This window comes from Kitasatospora sp. NBC_01250 (assembly GCF_036226465.1).
In the GTDB taxonomy this organism is placed as follows: domain Bacteria; phylum Actinomycetota; class Actinomycetes; order Streptomycetales; family Streptomycetaceae; genus Kitasatospora.
In genome coordinates this window covers 1918445-1933647 of sequence record NZ_CP108476.1, presented here as the reverse complement: position 1 = coordinate 1933647, position 15203 = coordinate 1918445, and the positions used below count along the sequence as shown (strand labels likewise).

The 15203-nt window shown below is 70.5% G+C and carries 14 protein-coding genes and 1 pseudogene; 12 read left to right on the top strand and 3 right to left on the bottom strand.

All coding sequences use genetic code 11. The features are described 5' to 3' along the window. The first annotated feature begins 12 nt into the window (after window positions 1-12). Window positions 13-1464: an RsmB/NOP family class I SAM-dependent RNA methyltransferase gene (locus OG500_RS07730; protein ID WP_329578045.1), complete on the top strand. Its 1452-nt coding sequence runs from the start codon at window positions 13-15 to the stop codon at window positions 1462-1464. A 119-nt stretch (window positions 1465-1583) separates the two neighbouring features. Further along, window positions 1584-2555 carry an aldo/keto reductase gene (locus tag OG500_RS07725; protein ID WP_327065665.1) on the top strand — a complete coding sequence of 324 codons (972 nt, stop codon included), beginning with the start codon at window positions 1584-1586 and terminating at the stop codon, window positions 2553-2555. Between the two features lie 21 nt (window positions 2556-2576). Here the strand turns inward: OG500_RS07725 and OG500_RS07720 are convergent, their stop codons facing one another. Further along, window positions 2577-3416 carry an SDR family NAD(P)-dependent oxidoreductase gene (locus tag OG500_RS07720; RefSeq protein ID WP_329578042.1) on the bottom strand — a complete coding sequence of 280 codons (840 nt, stop codon included), beginning with the start codon at window positions 3414-3416 and terminating at the stop codon, window positions 2577-2579. 140 nt (window positions 3417-3556) lie between these two features. Here OG500_RS07720 and OG500_RS07715 point away from each other — a divergent pair, with 140 nt between their 5' ends. The 6 genes from OG500_RS07715 to OG500_RS07690 all read left to right on the top strand — a co-directional run bounded on the left by OG500_RS07715 (window position 3557) and on the right by OG500_RS07690 (window position 9875). Further along, entirely contained in the window at window positions 3557-4480 is a 924-nt protein-coding gene (locus OG500_RS07715; protein WP_329578040.1) for a class I SAM-dependent methyltransferase, read from the top strand. 76 nt (window positions 4481-4556) lie between these two features. Further along, window positions 4557-5240 (top strand): ribulose-phosphate 3-epimerase, encoded by a 684-nt coding sequence (rpe, locus tag OG500_RS07710; RefSeq protein ID WP_327065662.1) that lies wholly within the window; start codon window positions 4557-4559, stop codon window positions 5238-5240. 177 nt (window positions 5241-5417) lie between these two features. Continuing rightward, window positions 5418-6059: an RDD family protein gene (locus tag OG500_RS07705; RefSeq protein WP_329578037.1), complete on the top strand. Its 642-nt coding sequence runs from the start codon at window positions 5418-5420 to the stop codon at window positions 6057-6059. Window positions 6060-6087: 28 nt separating this feature from the next. Beyond that, window positions 6088-7047 (top strand): pirin family protein, encoded by a 960-nt coding sequence (locus tag OG500_RS07700; protein ID WP_329578034.1) that lies wholly within the window; start codon window positions 6088-6090, stop codon window positions 7045-7047. 1075 nt (window positions 7048-8122) lie between these two features. After that, window positions 8123-8740 carry a hypothetical protein gene (locus tag OG500_RS07695; RefSeq protein ID WP_329578031.1) on the top strand — a complete coding sequence of 206 codons (618 nt, stop codon included), beginning with the start codon at window positions 8123-8125 and terminating at the stop codon, window positions 8738-8740. Between the two features lie 448 nt (window positions 8741-9188). Then, window positions 9189-9875: a nucleotidyltransferase family protein gene (locus OG500_RS07690; protein WP_329578029.1), complete on the top strand. Its 687-nt coding sequence runs from the start codon at window positions 9189-9191 to the stop codon at window positions 9873-9875. Window positions 9876-9992: 117 nt separating this feature from the next. Here the strand turns inward: OG500_RS07690 and OG500_RS07685 are convergent. After that, window positions 9993-10203, bottom strand: a pseudogene (locus OG500_RS07685) (FAD-dependent oxidoreductase); the annotation flags it as partial. Next, window positions 10172-10762 carry an isochorismatase family cysteine hydrolase gene (locus OG500_RS07680; RefSeq protein ID WP_329578026.1) on the bottom strand — a complete coding sequence of 197 codons (591 nt, stop codon included), beginning with the start codon at window positions 10760-10762 and terminating at the stop codon, window positions 10172-10174. The gene OG500_RS07680 and the pseudogene OG500_RS07685, both read right to left, overlap by 32 nt. 734 nt (window positions 10763-11496) lie before the next feature. Here OG500_RS07680 and OG500_RS07675 point away from each other — a divergent pair. The 4 genes from OG500_RS07675 to OG500_RS07660 all read left to right on the top strand — a co-directional run bounded on the left by OG500_RS07675 (window position 11497) and on the right by OG500_RS07660 (window position 15194). After that, entirely contained in the window at window positions 11497-11823 is a 327-nt protein-coding gene (locus OG500_RS07675; protein WP_327065646.1) for a WXG100 family type VII secretion target, read from the top strand. A gap of 11 nt (window positions 11824-11834) precedes the next feature. Continuing rightward, window positions 11835-12968: a WXG100 family type VII secretion target gene (locus OG500_RS07670; RefSeq protein WP_327065645.1), complete on the top strand. Its 1134-nt coding sequence runs from the start codon at window positions 11835-11837 to the stop codon at window positions 12966-12968. A gap of 10 nt (window positions 12969-12978) precedes the next feature. Next, on the top strand, window positions 12979-13212 hold the full coding sequence (locus OG500_RS07665; RefSeq protein WP_327065644.1) for a hypothetical protein: 234 nt from the start codon (window positions 12979-12981) through the stop codon (window positions 13210-13212). 374 nt (window positions 13213-13586) lie between these two features. Next, complete coding sequence (locus OG500_RS07660; protein WP_329578021.1) at window positions 13587-15194, top strand: IS1182 family transposase; 1608 nt, start codon at window positions 13587-13589, stop codon at window positions 15192-15194. Window positions 15195-15203: the final 9 nt, after the last annotated feature.

Here is a 15203-nt window from a genome sequence, read left to right as displayed (position 1 = left end):
TTTGAGGTCCCCATGAGCACCCCCGCGTCGAACCCCGCGTCGAAGTCCGTCAAGCGCGCCCCTCGCCCGCACCGCCGTCCCAAGAAGGACCCGGCGCGCAGCGTCGCCTTCCGCGCCCTGCGCGCCGTCGACGAGCGGGACGCCTACGCCAACCTGATCCTGCCCTCGCTGCTGCGCGAGGCCGAGCAGAAGGGCATGGACCGGCGCGACGCCGCCCTCGCCACCGAGCTCGTCTACGGCACGCTGCGCCTGCAGGGCACCTACGACGCGATCATCGCCGCCTGCATCGACCGGCCGCTGCGCGAGGTGGACCCGCCGGTCCTGGACGTGCTCTCGCTCGGCGCGCACCAGCTGCTGGCCACCCGGATCCCCAGCCACGCCGCCGTCTCGGCCACCGTGGAGCTCGCCCGGGCGGAGATCGGCGACGGGCGGGCCAAGTTCGTCAACGCCGTGCTGCGCCGGATCAGCGCGCAGGACCTGGAGGCGTGGATCGCCCAGGTCGCCCCGCCGTACGAGGATGACGCCGAGGACCACCTGGCCGTGGTCCACTCCCACCCGCGCTGGGTGGTCTCCGCGCTCTGGGACTCGCTGGGCCGCTGGCAGCCCGGTGCCGCCGGGCGGGTCGCGGTGGAGGAGCTGCTGCGCGCCGACAACGACCGCCCCGAGGTCACCCTGGTGGCCCGCCCCGGGCGGATCGCCACCGAGCAGCTCGCGGCCGAGCTGCCGGACAGCTCGCCCGGGCGCTGGTCGCCGTACGCGGTGCGGCTGGCCGAGGGCGGCGACCCCGGCTCGCTGCCGGCGATCCAGCAGAACCAGGCCGGTGTGCAGGACGAGGGCAGCCAGCTGGTCGCCCTCGCGCTGGCCGCGGCTCCGCTGGAGGGTCCCGACCGGCTCTGGCTGGACGGCTGCGCGGGGCCGGGCGGCAAGGCCGCGCTGCTCGGTGCGCTGGCCGCCGGGCGCGGCGCCGCGCTGGTCGCCTCGGAGCGGCAGCCGCACCGGGCCCGGCTGGTCGCCCGCGCGCTGGACGGCAACCCCGGTCCGTACACCGTGATCACCGCCGACGGGACCAGGCCCGCCTGGCGGCCCGGCAGCTTCGACCGGGTGCTGGTCGACGTGCCGTGCTCCGGTCTGGGCGCGCTGCGCCGGCGCCCCGAGGCGCGCTGGCGCCGGCGGCCCGAGGACGTGGCCGGCTTCGGCCCGCTCCAGCGCGACCTGCTGCGCTCGGCGCTCGACGCGGTCCGGGTCGGCGGCGTGGTCGGCTACGCGACCTGCTCGCCGCACCTGGCGGAGACCCGGGCCGTGGTGGACGACGTGCTGCGCGGGCGCGCGGACGTCGAGTGGGTGGATGCCCGACCGCTGCTGCCCGGCGTGCCCGCGCTGGGGGAGGGGCCGGACGTCCAGCTCTGGCCGCACCTGCACGGGACGGACGCGATGTACCTGGCGCTGCTGCGGCGCACTGCGTGAGGGGCTGAGGGCTGAGGGCTGAGGGCTTGGGGGTTCGGGGCCCGGTGTTGCTGAGCTGACGTCAGGTGCGGGTTCCGAAAGCGCTGGACAGCGGGCCGGTCGCGGCAGAGAGTGGGATCATGGAGTACACCCACCTCGGCCGGACCGGCCTCCGCGTCTCCCGTCTCTGCCTGGGCACCATGAACTTCGGCCCGCACACCGAAGAGCCCGACGCCCACCAGATCATGGACGTCGCGCACGACCAGGGCATCAACTTCTTCGACACCGCCAACGTCTACGGATGGGCCGAGAACCGCGGCCGCACCGAGCAGATCATCGGCAACTGGTTCGCGCAGGGCGGCGGGCGCCGTGAGCGCACGGTGATCGCCACCAAGCTCTACGGCGACATGGGGACCTGGCCCAACGAGGGCAAGCTCTCCGCGCTCAACATCCGCCGCGCCGTCGACGCCAGCCTGAAGCGGCTGCAGACCGACTACATCGACCTGTACCAGATGCACCACGTCGACCGGAGCACTCCGTGGGAGGAGATCTGGCAGGCGATGGAGGTGCTGGTCGCCCAGGGCAAGATCGTCTACGTCGGGTCCAGCAACTTCGCCGGCTGGCACATCGCCCGCGCCCAGGAGACGGCCAAGGCGCGCGGCTTCCTCGGCCTGACCAGCGAGCAGTCCCTCTACAACCTGCTGGAGCGGTCGGTGGAGTTGGAGGTGCTGCCGGCTGCCGAGGCGTACGGCCTCGGGGTCATCCCCTGGTCGCCGCTGCACGGCGGACTGCTCGGCGGCGTGCTGCGCAAGGACCGTGAAGGGGTGCGGCGGTTGAGCGGCCGGGCGGCCGACACGGTGGCCGACAAGCGCGAGCAGCTCCAGGCGTACGAGGACTTCGCGGCCGAACTGGGCCACGAGCCCGGCGACATCGCGCTCGCCTGGCTGCTCACCCGCCCGGCCGTGACCGCGCCGATCGTCGGGCCGCGCACCCTGGAGCAACTGCACGCGGCGGTGCGGGCGGTGGACCTGACGCTCGATCAGAAGTCGCTGGACCGGCTGGACGAGATCTTCCCCGGGTACCGGACGGCGCCGGAGGCGTACGCCTGGTAGTCCTGGTGGGGTGCGTCCCGGTCAGGAGAGCGCGTGGGCGATCAACTCGTCCGAGAGCGACCGGAGTCGGGTGCGCGCATCGGGGTCGTAGGCCTGCTGGTCGGCGGTGGCGGGCTGAAGCCCGTTGAAGTACCGGCCGGTGCGCGCCCCCGCGGATCCGGTGACCAGCTGGAGGGTCGCCTCGACCCCCTGGGCGACCGTGCTCAAGGGGGTCACCGCGGCCTCCTGGACCATGGTGGTGGCCATGAAGCTGGCCGGGTGCAGGGCGTTCACCGTGACCGGAACGTCCGCCTCGGCCAGCCGTTCGGCCAGGTCGAAGGTGGCGATGATCTGGGCGAGCTTGCTGCGCCGGTAGGCCACCACGCCGTCGTAGTGCGAGGTGAGCTGCGGGTCGGCGAAGTCGATCGGGTACTGCCCGGCGGAGGCCACGTTCACGATTCGTGCCGCGTTCCCGGGGGCCGCCGCCTCGGTGAGCCGGGGCAGCAGTCGCCCGGTCAGCCGGTAGCCGGCCAAGTAGTTGACGGCGAGGCGCAGTTCGATGCCGTCGGCGGACTCCTGGCGGCCCGAGCCCGGGGTGCCGAAGCCGATCCCCGCGTTGTTGACCAGGACGTCGAGCCGGTCGAAGTCGGCCAGTACGGTGTCCGCGAGCCGGTCCACCTGGCGCAGGTCGCCCAGGTCGGCGAGGCGGACCTCCGCCTCGCCGCCGGCCGCGCGCACCTGCCGCTGCACCTCGGCGGCCCGCTCGGCGGACCGGCCGTGCAGCACCAGCAGGGTGCCGGGGCCGGCCAGCCGCAGGGCGAGTTCGCGGCCCAGGCCGTCGGTGGCGCCGGTGATCAGGATGGTGGTGGGGGTGTGTGGCATGGTGTCAGCTCCGGCGGGGTGTTGGGGTGTTGGGGTGTTGGGGTGTTGGGGTGTTGGGGTGTTGGTGTGGTGGGGCTGGGGTGTTGGGGTTTGGGGGCTTGGGGGAGTGCGGTGTCCAGGATTCTCGGGAGGGACGGATGATGGCAAACGCATATGAGGACCCGCAGCTGGCGGCGTCGTACGAGCGTGGCAACGAGCTGCCCGCGCGGTCGCTGCGGGCCTGGGCGGAGCTGATCGCCGGCTACGCGCCGACCGGGCCGGGCGCTCCCGCGGTATCGGATGCTCCCGCTGTGCCGGGGGCTCGCGCGGTGCCGGGGGCGCCGGCTGTAGGGGCCCAGCCCGCTCCCGCGGTGCTGGAGGTGGGCGCCGGAACGGGCATGTTCTGTGCCGCGCTGGCCCGCGCACTCCCCGCCGCCATCGTGACCGGCGTGGAGCCGTCGCAGCCGATGCGGGAGCAGGCCGCCGCGCACAACGCCCACCCCCGGGTGCGGTACCTGGACGGCTCCGCCGAGCGGCTGCCCGTCCCGACGGCCGGCTTCGGACTGGCGCTGCTCTCCCGCGTCGTCCACCACCTGCCCGACCGCCCCGCCGCCGCGCGCGAGCTCGCCCGGGTGCTGCGCCCCGGCGGGCGCCTGGTGATCCGCACCACCGTGCGCGAGCGGCTCGACGCGCCCGTCTACCGGTACTGGCCGCAGCTGTTGGCCAGTGACGCGCTGCGGTTCCCGACCGAGGGCGAGCTGCTCGCCGACTTCGGGGCGGCCGGCTTCGCCGTGCACCAGGTGCGCTCCTACGCGCAGCCGGTCGCCGCCGACCTGCGGAGCTGGCGGGAGCAGGTGGCCGGGCGGGCGCAGTCGAAGTTCCTCGCGCTGAGCGGGGAGCAGTTCGCGGCGGGGCTGGCCCGGCTGGACGAGGAGCTGGACGAGGAGCTGGGAGAGGAGCTGGGAGAGGAGCTGGCGGGCGGGGACGCTGCTGACGGGGATGCCCCCGGCGGGGAGCGGTCGGCGGCGGCTGTTCAGGAGCGGTACGACGTGATCGTGCTGGAGCGCACCCCGGGCGGGGCCTGAACCTGGTGCGCAGGGGATGATAGGGGCAGGCGACCGCGTGGGTGGCCGGTCCGACGAGTGGTGAAGGTTTTCGGAAATGGCGCAGATCAACCCCAGCATCCTGTCCGCGGATTTCGCCCGCCTGGCCCAGGAGGCCGAGGCGGTGCGCGGAGCCGACTGGCTGCACGTCGACGTGATGGACAACCACTTCGTGCCCAACCTGACGCTGGGCATTCCGGTGGTGGAGTCGCTCGCCCGCGCCACGGACACCCCGCTGGACTGCCACCTGATGATCGAGCAGCCCGACCGCTGGGCCCCGCAGTACGTGGAGGCCGGTGCCGGTTCGGTGACCTTCCACGTGGAGGCCGCCGCCGCGCCGGTCCGCCTCGCCCGCGAGATCCGGGCCAAGGGCGCCCGCGCCTCGATGGCGCTCAAGCCCGCGACGCCGATCGAGCCGTACGAGGACCTGCTGCCCGAGCTGGACATGCTGCTGATCATGACCGTCGAGCCCGGCTTCGGCGGCCAGTCCTTCCTGGACATCATGCTGCCCAAGATCCGCCGCACCCGTGAGCTGATCAGCAAGCACGGCCTGGAGCTTTGGCTCCAGGTGGACGGCGGGGTCGCGCCCGCCACCATCGAGCGCTGCGCCGAGGCCGGCGCGGACGTGTTCGTGGCCGGCTCCGCCGTGTACGGCGCCGCCGACCCCGCCGAGGCGGTGCGCTCGCTGCGCGCGCAGGCGGAGGCGGCCACGGCCGGCGCCGGCTGGGCCTGCCGGCACTGAGGCCGGTGCCGGCGCGCATCACTGGACTGTTCTTCACACTGGACTGTTCTCAACAAGGGGGAGTACGTGTCCCAAGCGGGCCCGTATGTGGTTGGCGACGCGCCTGGCGTCGGGGGCTGGGCCGGGGCTGATGCTTCGGCCTTCGTCGGCGCTTCGGCCGAGGTCGCGGCCGAGGTCATGGGCGACGTCGCGGCCGAGGTCATGGCCGGGGTCGGGCGGCGGATGCTGGCCTGGTTGGTCGACTTCGCGCTGGTCCTGGCGACCGCCACGCTGGTCGTGATCGTGACGATGCACCGGATCGGGCTGCTGCTCACCAATGTGCCGAGCCTGGCCGGCGAGAGCGCCTGGCAGCTCGTCAAGTCGCACGGTCACCTGGTCGGTGCGGCCGAGGGCCTGGGCCGCTCGCTCTGGCACTCGGCACTGTCCGACGTCCAGCAGGGCCTCGGCGCGCTGGTGCTGCTGACCTTCGCCTACCAGTTCGGCGCGCTCGCGCTGTCCGGCCGGACCCTGGGCAAGGCCCTGCTCCGGCTGCGGGTCGGCGACTGGCGCGAACCGGGCGTCCTCGGACGGCGTCGGGCCGCGGTCCGGGCCGCCGTCACCACGGTCGCCGACATCGGCTGCTTCGCGCTGGCCTGCTCGCTGCTCGTCGGCGGATCGTTCCTGCTCGCCGCCCTCTGCTGGGCGCTGGCCGTCGCGCTGCTCTGGGCCAACGCCGTCCCCGCCCTGCTGGGCGTGCGGCGCTCGCTCGCCGACCGGCTGGCGGGCACCGGGGTCCGCGGCGCCCGGCGGGTGACTCCGGCGGTGGGCGATCGCCGCTGAGCGCCCGTCAGACCGTTACGGTGGGGCGATGAGCAACCTTGATCTCAAGCCCGTTGCGACCCGCTGCGGCGGCGATGCCAGCACCGGCCCGGTCCGTGAGCTGCTGACCGGACGGGCCGTACAGCTCGGCGAGAGCACCGAGGTGCGCCGACTGCTGCCCGCCATGGGGCGGCGGATGGTCGGCGCCTGGTGCTTCGTGGACCACTACGGCCCCGACGACATCGCCGACGAGCCCGGCATGCAGGTCCCGCCGCACCCGCACATGGGCCTGCAGACGGTCAGCTGGCTGCACGAGGGCGAGGTGCTGCACCGCGACAGCCTGGGCAGCCTGCAGACCGTCCGGCCGCGCGAGCTGGGCCTGATGACCTCGGGCCGGGCCATCTCGCACTCCGAGGAATCCCCGCGCTCGCACGCGCGGTTCCTGCACGGCGCACAGCTCTGGGTCGCCCTGCCCGACGCCCACCGCCACACCGCCCCCACCTTCGAACACCACGCCCACCTCCCCGAGATCACCGCCGCCGGCCTGCACGGCACCGTCATCCTCGGCTCGGTCGACGGCGCCACCTCGCCCGGCACCACCTACACCCCCCTGCTCGGCGTCGACCTCACCCTCACCGAGCGCACCGCCACCCGCCTCCCCCTGGAACCCGCCTTCGAGTACGCGGCACTCGCCATAAGCGGCAGCGTCGACGTGGACGGCGTCCTCGTGGAGCCGGGTTCGATCCTCTACCTCGGCTGCGGCCGCCGCGAACTCCCCCTGCTGGCCCGCACCGACGCCTCGCTGCTGCTCCTGGGCGGCGAGCCGTTCGAGGAGGAGATCGTCATGTGGTGGAACTTCATCGGCCGGACCGACGAGGACATCAGGCAGGCGCGCGAGGACTGGACGACCGGGTCGCGCTTCGGCGAGGTGCACGGCTATGACGGCGCCCGGCTGGCCGCTCCCGAGGTGCCGCAAGTGCCCCTGAAGCCACGGGGGAGGGCGCGCTGACCTGGGGGTATGCATCTGAGAAGTGGCGCGCCGGGTTGCCGTGGATCGCAGTCCGGTCGGTCTGCGATCCACTGTTCCGGGAGGAGGTTCGTGCCGCCGAACGACGGCCTCGGCGAGCGGCCATGAGTCTCAGGTGTGGGCATGTATAGCCAGGTTTAGTCAGACCAATGCTGACTCAATGCTGACTTTGCTGACTGATCGTCAGTTTCGAGGTGAAAGGTCGAACGCCCGACGTCGCGCCGACTCGCCTGAGCCGGCCGGCGACGGGCAGGTGCTTGCTGAGATTGCTGCCATCGTGTCGCAGTCGGTGGAGAGGGGCACGAGCGGGAGCGGTCGGTCCGGCGTGGTGCATTTGTGCGTTGTCGACAACTGGGAGTGCGAGACGACAGGCGTTGACGCTGTGCGTGTGCTCGCCGTGGGAGTTCAAGTCCGAGGGCGACACGGACCGTTACCCCACTACCGCCTTCGTGGCAGGAACAGCCGCTGAGGCTGGGATGTGCAGCGTCGCTGGCACCGATGCGCTCACATCGACCTGTTCACTGGACCGGCGCCTGAGCCGGCCCCAGGGCCGGGCGGGATCCGGTCCCCGGGTCCCGCCCGGCCCGTGTGACCCCAAGCCATGTATGGCTGGCGGCACTGGTTGGGTGGATTACGGAAGTACCGATTCAGGGAATGGGGATGGTGCGATAGGGGTCACCGCTTGCCTCAACAAAGCCTATCGACCTGCTCTCGGTCGACTAATACCTACGTGAAGCAGAGTCAGTTCGGCCCAATGGTGCAGAATATGAACTACTACGAAGACGAGGTGTCGTCAGCTGTCGCGAGTGGGTGGACCGTTCTCTATAAGGTTTTGCCGAAATATGACGGACCGCGTACAGTTCCGGTGGATATGAGACGATCGCCATGGGCATGAATAAAGGTGGTGCGCCGGAATTCCCTTTGATGAAGTCGTGCCTAACATGCTGTACAGTCCGACGCGGGGTTGGCGTAATCTCGGATCGGTGACCGATCAACATGGCACGGCGGTCCCAGTTGATTCAGGGCCGTAATAGGCAAGTGGTATTCGAGGTGTTCCATGGGTTTCTCTGCTGCATTTGATCGCCTCTCGTCAATTATGCCGCCGGATCGCGGTGAGAAGGCTTGCATCGATTGGACGATAATTCGAGGCGAATGGGGGTCTGGCCTCCCGCAGGACTATGTCAGGTTCATCGGGGCGTACGGCGCAGGGTCCATCGACGATTACCTTGGTGTGGCCTCCCCGACGTCGTCCAATTCGCCCGGGACGCTCCCGATCGACCTGGTTTCCGAAACGGAGGAGGCGCGTGACGTGTTTCGGCGGAACCGGCAGGGCCTGCCAGCTTTCGTTGGCGCTGAGTCTCTGATCGCCTGGGCGCACGACTCGAGCTCTGATCTGCTGTGCTGGATCAAAACTGGGGACGATCCTGACTCGTGGCCTGTCGCGGTCTGGGCAACCGATGATGGGCAATGGTCGGTCTACGAGTTCGGGATGGTTGAGTTCTTGGTCGCCATCTTCGACGCGACACTGGACGAGTGTCCGCTGGGTGATACCTCCCTGTGGGGAAAAGCCAACCCAAAGTTCGTCAGCTGGGCGGACCAGGTCAGGCTTCGCGAGTCTGGTACCGATCCGTGGACCGGTGGCCCGCTACCGCATTTCGATGAGTTCGGCGGCTGAGCGGTGTGACGCATTGGCATATCGTCGCGGCATAGCCATCCGGACTTATCGAGGAACTCCTCACCAGCACCCCTGTGGGCGCCCAGACTCGGGCCCCGATCCTGCGCCAGTTCGAGTACGCGCCCGACCCAAGCTTCCTCGCCGCGCACGGCGACACGGCGTAGGGCGGGTCGAATTCGGGGGCGGTCGGCTTGGCGGAGGTCGCTGCGATAGCTCCTTGATCATTTCTGCGAGGAGGGCACGCGTGGCCTGGACGTAGGTGCCGACGTACTCGGCGGGCAGCGGGCAGCGGGCGGTATCCGCGGTGGCCCATGTGGCGCACCCCGAGTGCGCCGTGCTCGTTGCGCTGGCCAACCTTCGTTGGTCGCGTGCGCGTGACGTCAACTGGTCGGCTGAAAGCGGGGCTTCACGATGCGATCACTGGGGTGGTTGTGGCAGGGTCAGCCGGGTGCTGTTGGACTACGCGGTTGTCCGCGACCACCGAGACTTTGACCATCTGAACGCCGAGGCTCTGCACGAGCTGGCCGTCTCGGGCGCTCCCGAGACGCAGGCTGCTGCGTTCGCCGCCACGGCGTTGCGCAACCCGTCGGTGCGGGCCGTGCTGGAGCGTCTGGCCGCCCTGGACCTGCCGGCTTGGTTCTTGACGGCGGGTTCGCTGTTCCAGACGGTGTGGAGCGTGGCGGCCGGCCGGGAGGATCTGACGGCCGGGATTCGTGATCATGACCTGTTCTTCTTCGACGAGGACACCTCGTGGGAGGCGGAGGACGTGGTGATCAAGCGGTGCTTGGCTGCGGTCGACGGGCTCGGTGTGGAGCTTGAGCCGCGCAACCAGGCCCGGGTGCACCTGTGGTATCCGAAGGAGTGGGGCAACGAGATCGCCCCGTACCGCGACCTGGCCGATGCCATCAGCTCCTTCGCGGCGACGAGCTGCTGCGTGGGGCTGAGCCTGGACAGCGGCGGCAAGCTGACGGTGCACTCCACCCACGGATTCAGGGACTTGTTCAACCTCGTGCTGCGGCCCAACCCGCTGACCGTTGCTCCCCAGGCGGTGTACGACGCCAAGGCGGAGCGGTGGATGCGGGAGTGGCCGCAGCTGACGAAGCTGCCGTGGGTGGAGCCGTCTGGTCGGCGGTAGGTCCGACGCCGGCCAGGTGGCGATGAGTGTCAGTGCGGAGTGGTCGCTCAGGCGGCCGGTCCGCACTCAAGACCTGGCACAGCGCGGCGTGCGCGGCGTGCGCGGCGACGTCGGTGGTGACGGCGTCGGCCAGGGCTGGGCCGGTGGTGTGGCCGCCGAGGACGTTGTTGATCGCGGGGATGCGGCGCAGGGTGTGGCAGAGGGAGACGGGCTCGATCAGCACGGAGCGCAGGCCGACGCTGGCTGCCATCACGGCAGCTGCGCAGCCAGCGGGGCCGCCGCCGATGATGATCAGATCACTGCTGGGCGGTGGAGGTGTCGCGGTCATGGTCCTGGTCCAGGGCGGGCTCGGTGAGCCGGGCGAAGAGCTGGGCGGTGGTGAGGAGCTGGCCGGCGCCGATGAAGCGGCGGGCGACGACGAGTCCGGCGTCGTGGACCTGGGGGCCGGCGTCGCTGGCGCAGGCGTCGGTGACGATCCAGGGGGTGAACTCGCGCTCGAAGGCGTCGGCTGCCGACTTGAGGACGCAGCTGTCGGTGGCGATGCCGCAGAAGACGAGGTCGCTCCAGCCTTCGGCGGTGGCCAGAGCGGTGGTTCGGGGCGTGAAGCAGGTGTAGGCCGGCTTGTCGATGACCGCGGCCGATCGGCGGGCGCGGTCCTGGAGTTCGGGTACGAGGTCCGTCTCGGGGGCCTCGCGCAGGCGGGTCCAGTGGATGAGGCGCTCGAACTGGCTGCCCTGGTGGTTGAGGTAGCGGGTGAACACGACCGGGCGTCCGGTCGCGGACCACCGGTCGACCAGGTCCGCCACCACGGGCACCAGGTGCCGGGTGTGGTGGTTGAGGAAGCCGTTCTGCATGTCGACGACGATCAGCGCCGCTCGGGTGTCCATCCCGCCCCGCTCCCTTCACGGTCGGCCGGCGGAGTCCCGCAGCGCGTCCTGAGCGGCACGCATGCGGGCGGCCGGGCCGCTGCTCTCCACGACGGCCTCGCGCATCAGGACGTGCTGAGCGGTCTCCCGGGCGGGGCCGTGGTGGGGCGAGAGTACGCCGCCCGCAGGAACCGCCAGCCGTAGCCCTCGGGCGTGGTGGGGTCCTGGCCGTCCTCGACGAGGAGCTGGGTCTGGTGGCAGTACGCCCACAGGGTCTGGCCCGCGGACCGCTACAGCGCGGCCGTGGGGGTCGCCGAAGCACGGGCGGACCTTCACTCCGGATGCCGCGAGCTGGGCCGGCATCGTGGCGATCCGCGGGTTCGACTGGGCGAAGAAGGTCCCCGAGAACGCGAGCACGTCGATGCCCTGCTCTGCCTCCAGCAGCAGCGAAAGCCACATCACCGGTGACGTGCATGAGGTGGGCGACCGCTTGCTGTGCGTGTTGCCCGCCATCGCGAGGGTGAGAGGGTGGGACGGCCGGGGGAGGGGTGGGTTGTGGTGGGGTGGGAAGGGTTTGAAGAGGTCCGGCAGCGAAACGGTGCGTTCGGGCGGGGGCTGGGGCCGTATGGCTGGGTGCGGCGTGTGGGGGGAGGGGGAGGGGTGGGGCTTTACCCTCCATCTGCTCAACAGGGGGTCGGGGCTGCCTGCAATGATGCTGTGCGCACAGCAGATGGCTCAGGAACGGGGAACGCGGCATGGTGAACGGACAATTCCAGGTACATCCAACGACTCTGACGGCGCTCGGTGGCAAGTTCGGTACCGAGTCGCAGACGTTGGGCGGGCAGGTGGCGTCGTTCGAGACGACTGCCGGTGATGTCGGGCAGGCGTTCGGGCTGCTCGGGGCTTGTGACGGGGCGCTCTCGCAGTACCTGCAGCTGTTCAACAGCACCTCCAAGGCACTCAACCAGCTCACCCAGGTGTTGGACGCCAACAACAGCCGGCTGCAGACGAGTGCGGCGGCTTATCAGGCGACCGACAAGGCGGTCAAGGACAACGCCGACAGTGTCGGCAAGAGCGTCTGAGGGGGCGGGCGATGAGTGTCAACGGCTGGATCGACGGCAAGGTCATGGACATCCTGCAGGCCCTGGGGATCGAACTGCCCGGTGGTGACGGGGACAAGCTGCGCACGGTGGCCGGTGCCTGGGACACCATGGGCAACGAGATCAGCGGGGTCTCGCAGGCGATCGACACCACCATCCACTCGATGGGTCCGGGTGACTGGTCGGGGCCGGCGTACGACGCGTTCCTGTCGCACTGGGGCGACCAGAAGAAGGCCTTCGAGGACATCGCGAAGCACTTCCACGAGATCGCCAAGGGGCTGCGCGACTACGCCGATCAGATCGACTCGATCAACGAGTCGATCATCGACATCGCCACCCAGATCGCCGAGATGGAGGTGGCGGGGGCCGCGCTGTCGCTGTTCACCGGGTTCGTCTCGGACCTGGTGGCCAACACCGCGGTGGCCGCCAAGGCCGCCAAGATCCTCGACCTGGTCAAGCTCTTCACCGCGGCGGCCGAGAAGGTCACCGAACTGCTGAAGAAGTTCTTCGACCTGTCCGAGGAGATGGCCGCCACCATCGAGAAGTTCCTCACCGCGGCGGCCGAGTTCGGCGGGAAGTTCGGCAAGAACTTCCTGAAGAACTTCGCCACCAACCTGGCCGCCGACTACGGCAGCGCGGTGGGCCAGCAGGCGCTCAGCGGGCAGCCGATCACCTACGGTACGGACTTCACCAACGCCCGCCGGGCCGCGGCCGGCACGTCACTGTTCGTCGCGGGCGGGGCCTCGGCGGCCGAGGAGCTCAAGCTGAGCGGCACGGTGGGCAACATCCTCACCGGCGAGGGGCGGATGGGCAACGCGGTCAACGGCGGGCTGGGCAACATCGTCGGCGGGTTCAGCCAGGACCTGCAGAACGGATCGAGCGGGAGCACGCTCTGGCAGGACGCGGTCACCAACGCCATCACCGGCTCGGTCGGCAACGCGAGCAACAAGGAGTTCGCCGACATGGCCACCAAGGAGGGGATGCTCGGTGGCAAGAACCGCAGCGACAAGGCCAAGCTCCGGGACGCCGCGTTGGAGCAGGGCTTCGGCACCGGTCTGAATGCCGCCATATACTCGGCCGGCTCGGGCATCGAGACCGATGCCCAGAACCTGGCCCAGGGGAAGTAGGAGAGCACCAGTGCCGGACAAGTGGGACCTCGCGACGGTGGTGCACAACGGCCCGCACCTCGAAGGCGTCATGGCGGACGTGTGGATGACCGTCGGCGGCTTCGGGGTGGTTCTCGCGATCTTCGGCGCGGGGCTGATCCGCAAGGGCAAGGACGCGGGCGGCAGTTCGGCCGGTTCGCCGGCCGGCCTGGTGGTGCTGCTGGTGGGCCTGCTGATGGCGGTGGGCGGCTTCTGGGCCGCTTAGGCCGTGTCTCACAATTCCCGCCAGGCGCGCGACGCCGGCCCGCAGCGTCAGCTGCTGATGTCGCTGCCCGCCTGGACGCACCGGCGAATCATCCACGTACGACCCAGTACGAGGACGCTTCGCCGGCACGCCCAGCCGGGCGCCCAACACCGCGCGCTGATCCGACGCGAATTGTGAGACACGGCCTAGCTTGACTCTGTCGGGGATCTTGGAGCGTTCCCGGTGTGCCCGCCTGATCAGCGGGCATGCTCGGGCTGATCGAAGACCTGCAGTTGTCGAGGTGTCAGTTGTCGCTCCATCCGCGCTCCGGTGAGCAAGTTCCGGCTCTGACCGCGCAAATCGCGCGGGCGAGCAACCCCGGCGGCACGACGGCGATGTGGGTCAGAGACCGGCTGGACGGGCTGTGGCGCGACGAGGACTTCGCGGGCTGGTACCCGCGCGACGGACGCCCCGGCATCTCGCCCGCCCAGCTGGCCACCGTCAGCGTGCTGCAGTTCCTGCTCGGCCTGTCGGACCGGCAAGCGGCCGAAGCGGTGCGCTGCCGCATCGACTTCAAGTACGCGATGGCCATGGAACTGGACGATCCCGGCTTCCACCACAGCGTGCTGGCCGACTTCCGTGAGCGCCTGGTCCTGGAGGACCGAGCCGACCGCCTCCTCGATCTGGCACTCGCGCGCCTGAAGGAGGCCGGACTCGTGCGCGAGCGCACCACTCAGCGCACCGACTCCACCCACGTCCTGGCCGCGGTGCGCGAACTGACCCGGCTGGAAATGGTCACCGAGGCCGTCCGTGCCGTCCTGGAAGAGGCGGCCCGGACCGCTTCGCACCTGCTGACCGGCCTGGTCGACGAGGACTGGGGGCGTCGCTACGGCCGCCCGGTCCGCCTGGGCAAGAACCCCACCCGGCCCAAGACCAGGATCCTCACCGCCGGTGACGACGCCTGCCGCCTGCTGGAACACCTCCACGAGCACGGACCGGCCTACCGGCCCGGCCCGCAGGCCGAAGCCCTACGGCAGATCCTCGTGCAGAACTACTACCGTGACGCGGCGGGCCGCCTGCGCTGGCGCACCGCCGACGACGGTGGCCTGCCGCCCTCCGCCTCGGCGATCGTCTCCCCCTACGACACCACGGCGCGCTACGTCCGCCACGGGCACATCATCAGCTGGAAAGGCTTCGCCGCGCACGTCACCGAGACCTGTGCCCCCGACAGCGTCAACGTGATCACGGACGTGGCCACCACCTCGGCCGCCACCAACGACGGCCAAGCCTTGCCCGGCATCCACACCCGCCTGGCACGCCGCGAACTGCTGCCCGCCGAGCACCTGGTTGACGGCGGCTACACCTCCCTCGTCCACCTGGAACGAGCCGCCCGCGAACACCAGGTCACCATCAGCGGACCCCTGCCGGGCAACCCCACCCGCCAGCACCGCAAGAACGAAGGGTTCGACCGCGACGACTTCCACATCGACTTCGACCGCCGACAGGTCACCTGCCCCAACGGCCAGGTCAGCGCCGGATGGCACGGTCCCTACCCGACCTCCTCGCCCACCGCGGCACCCCTGATCGTGGCACGGTTCACCAAGAGCCAGTGCCAGCCGTGTCCGGACCGCCCCCGCTGCACCAGCTCCGGTGACGCCCGCAACGTGGGCTTCCCCCCGCGAGAACTCCGCGACCTGCAAGTCCACGTCCGAACAGAGCAGCAGACACCGGAGTGGAAGGCCCGCTACGCGGTCCGCTCCGGTATCGAGGGCACCATGAACGAGTTCGCCCACGGACACGGCATGCGCCACTGCCGCTACCGAGGCCGGCCGAAAGCCCACCTGCAGCACGTACTCACAGCCATCGCCGTGAACATCGAACGACTCAGCGGCCAACCCGTCACCGAGGGAGCTCTCCCGCCGAGACCGCCGACCGCCTTCCAGACCTACCTGGACGAGAACGACATCCCCCGGACGAAGTCCTGGCGCGCCCTCGGTACTTGAGCCCCGTCG

What these genes read in the sequence shown, in the direction of transcription:
- OG500_RS07730 (WP_329578045.1), top strand. Translation starts at nt 13, where the DNA reads ATGAGCACCCCCGCGTCGAACCCCGCGTCGAAGTCCGTCAAGCGCGCC.
- OG500_RS07725 (WP_327065665.1), top strand. Translation starts at nt 1,584, where the DNA reads ATGGAGTACACCCACCTCGGCCGGACCGGCCTCCGCGTCTCCCGTCTC.
- OG500_RS07720 (WP_329578042.1), bottom strand. Translation starts at nt 3,416, where the DNA reads ATGCCACACACCCCCACCACCATCCTGATCACCGGCGCCACCGACGGC.
- OG500_RS07715 (WP_329578040.1), top strand. Translation starts at nt 3,557, where the DNA reads ATGGCAAACGCATATGAGGACCCGCAGCTGGCGGCGTCGTACGAGCGT.
- rpe (WP_327065662.1), top strand. Translation starts at nt 4,557, where the DNA reads ATGGCGCAGATCAACCCCAGCATCCTGTCCGCGGATTTCGCCCGCCTG.
- OG500_RS07705 (WP_329578037.1), top strand. Translation starts at nt 5,418, where the DNA reads ATGGGCGACGTCGCGGCCGAGGTCATGGCCGGGGTCGGGCGGCGGATG.
- OG500_RS07700 (WP_329578034.1), top strand. Translation starts at nt 6,088, where the DNA reads ATGAGCAACCTTGATCTCAAGCCCGTTGCGACCCGCTGCGGCGGCGAT.
- OG500_RS07695 (WP_329578031.1), top strand. Translation starts at nt 8,123, where the DNA reads ATGGGTTTCTCTGCTGCATTTGATCGCCTCTCGTCAATTATGCCGCCG.
- OG500_RS07680 (WP_329578026.1), bottom strand. Translation starts at nt 10,762, where the DNA reads ATGGACACCCGAGCGGCGCTGATCGTCGTCGACATGCAGAACGGCTTC.
- OG500_RS07675 (WP_327065646.1), top strand. Translation starts at nt 11,497, where the DNA reads ATGGTGAACGGACAATTCCAGGTACATCCAACGACTCTGACGGCGCTC.
- OG500_RS07670 (WP_327065645.1), top strand. Translation starts at nt 11,835, where the DNA reads ATGAGTGTCAACGGCTGGATCGACGGCAAGGTCATGGACATCCTGCAG.
- OG500_RS07660 (WP_329578021.1), top strand. Translation starts at nt 13,587, where the DNA reads ATGTGGGTCAGAGACCGGCTGGACGGGCTGTGGCGCGACGAGGACTTC.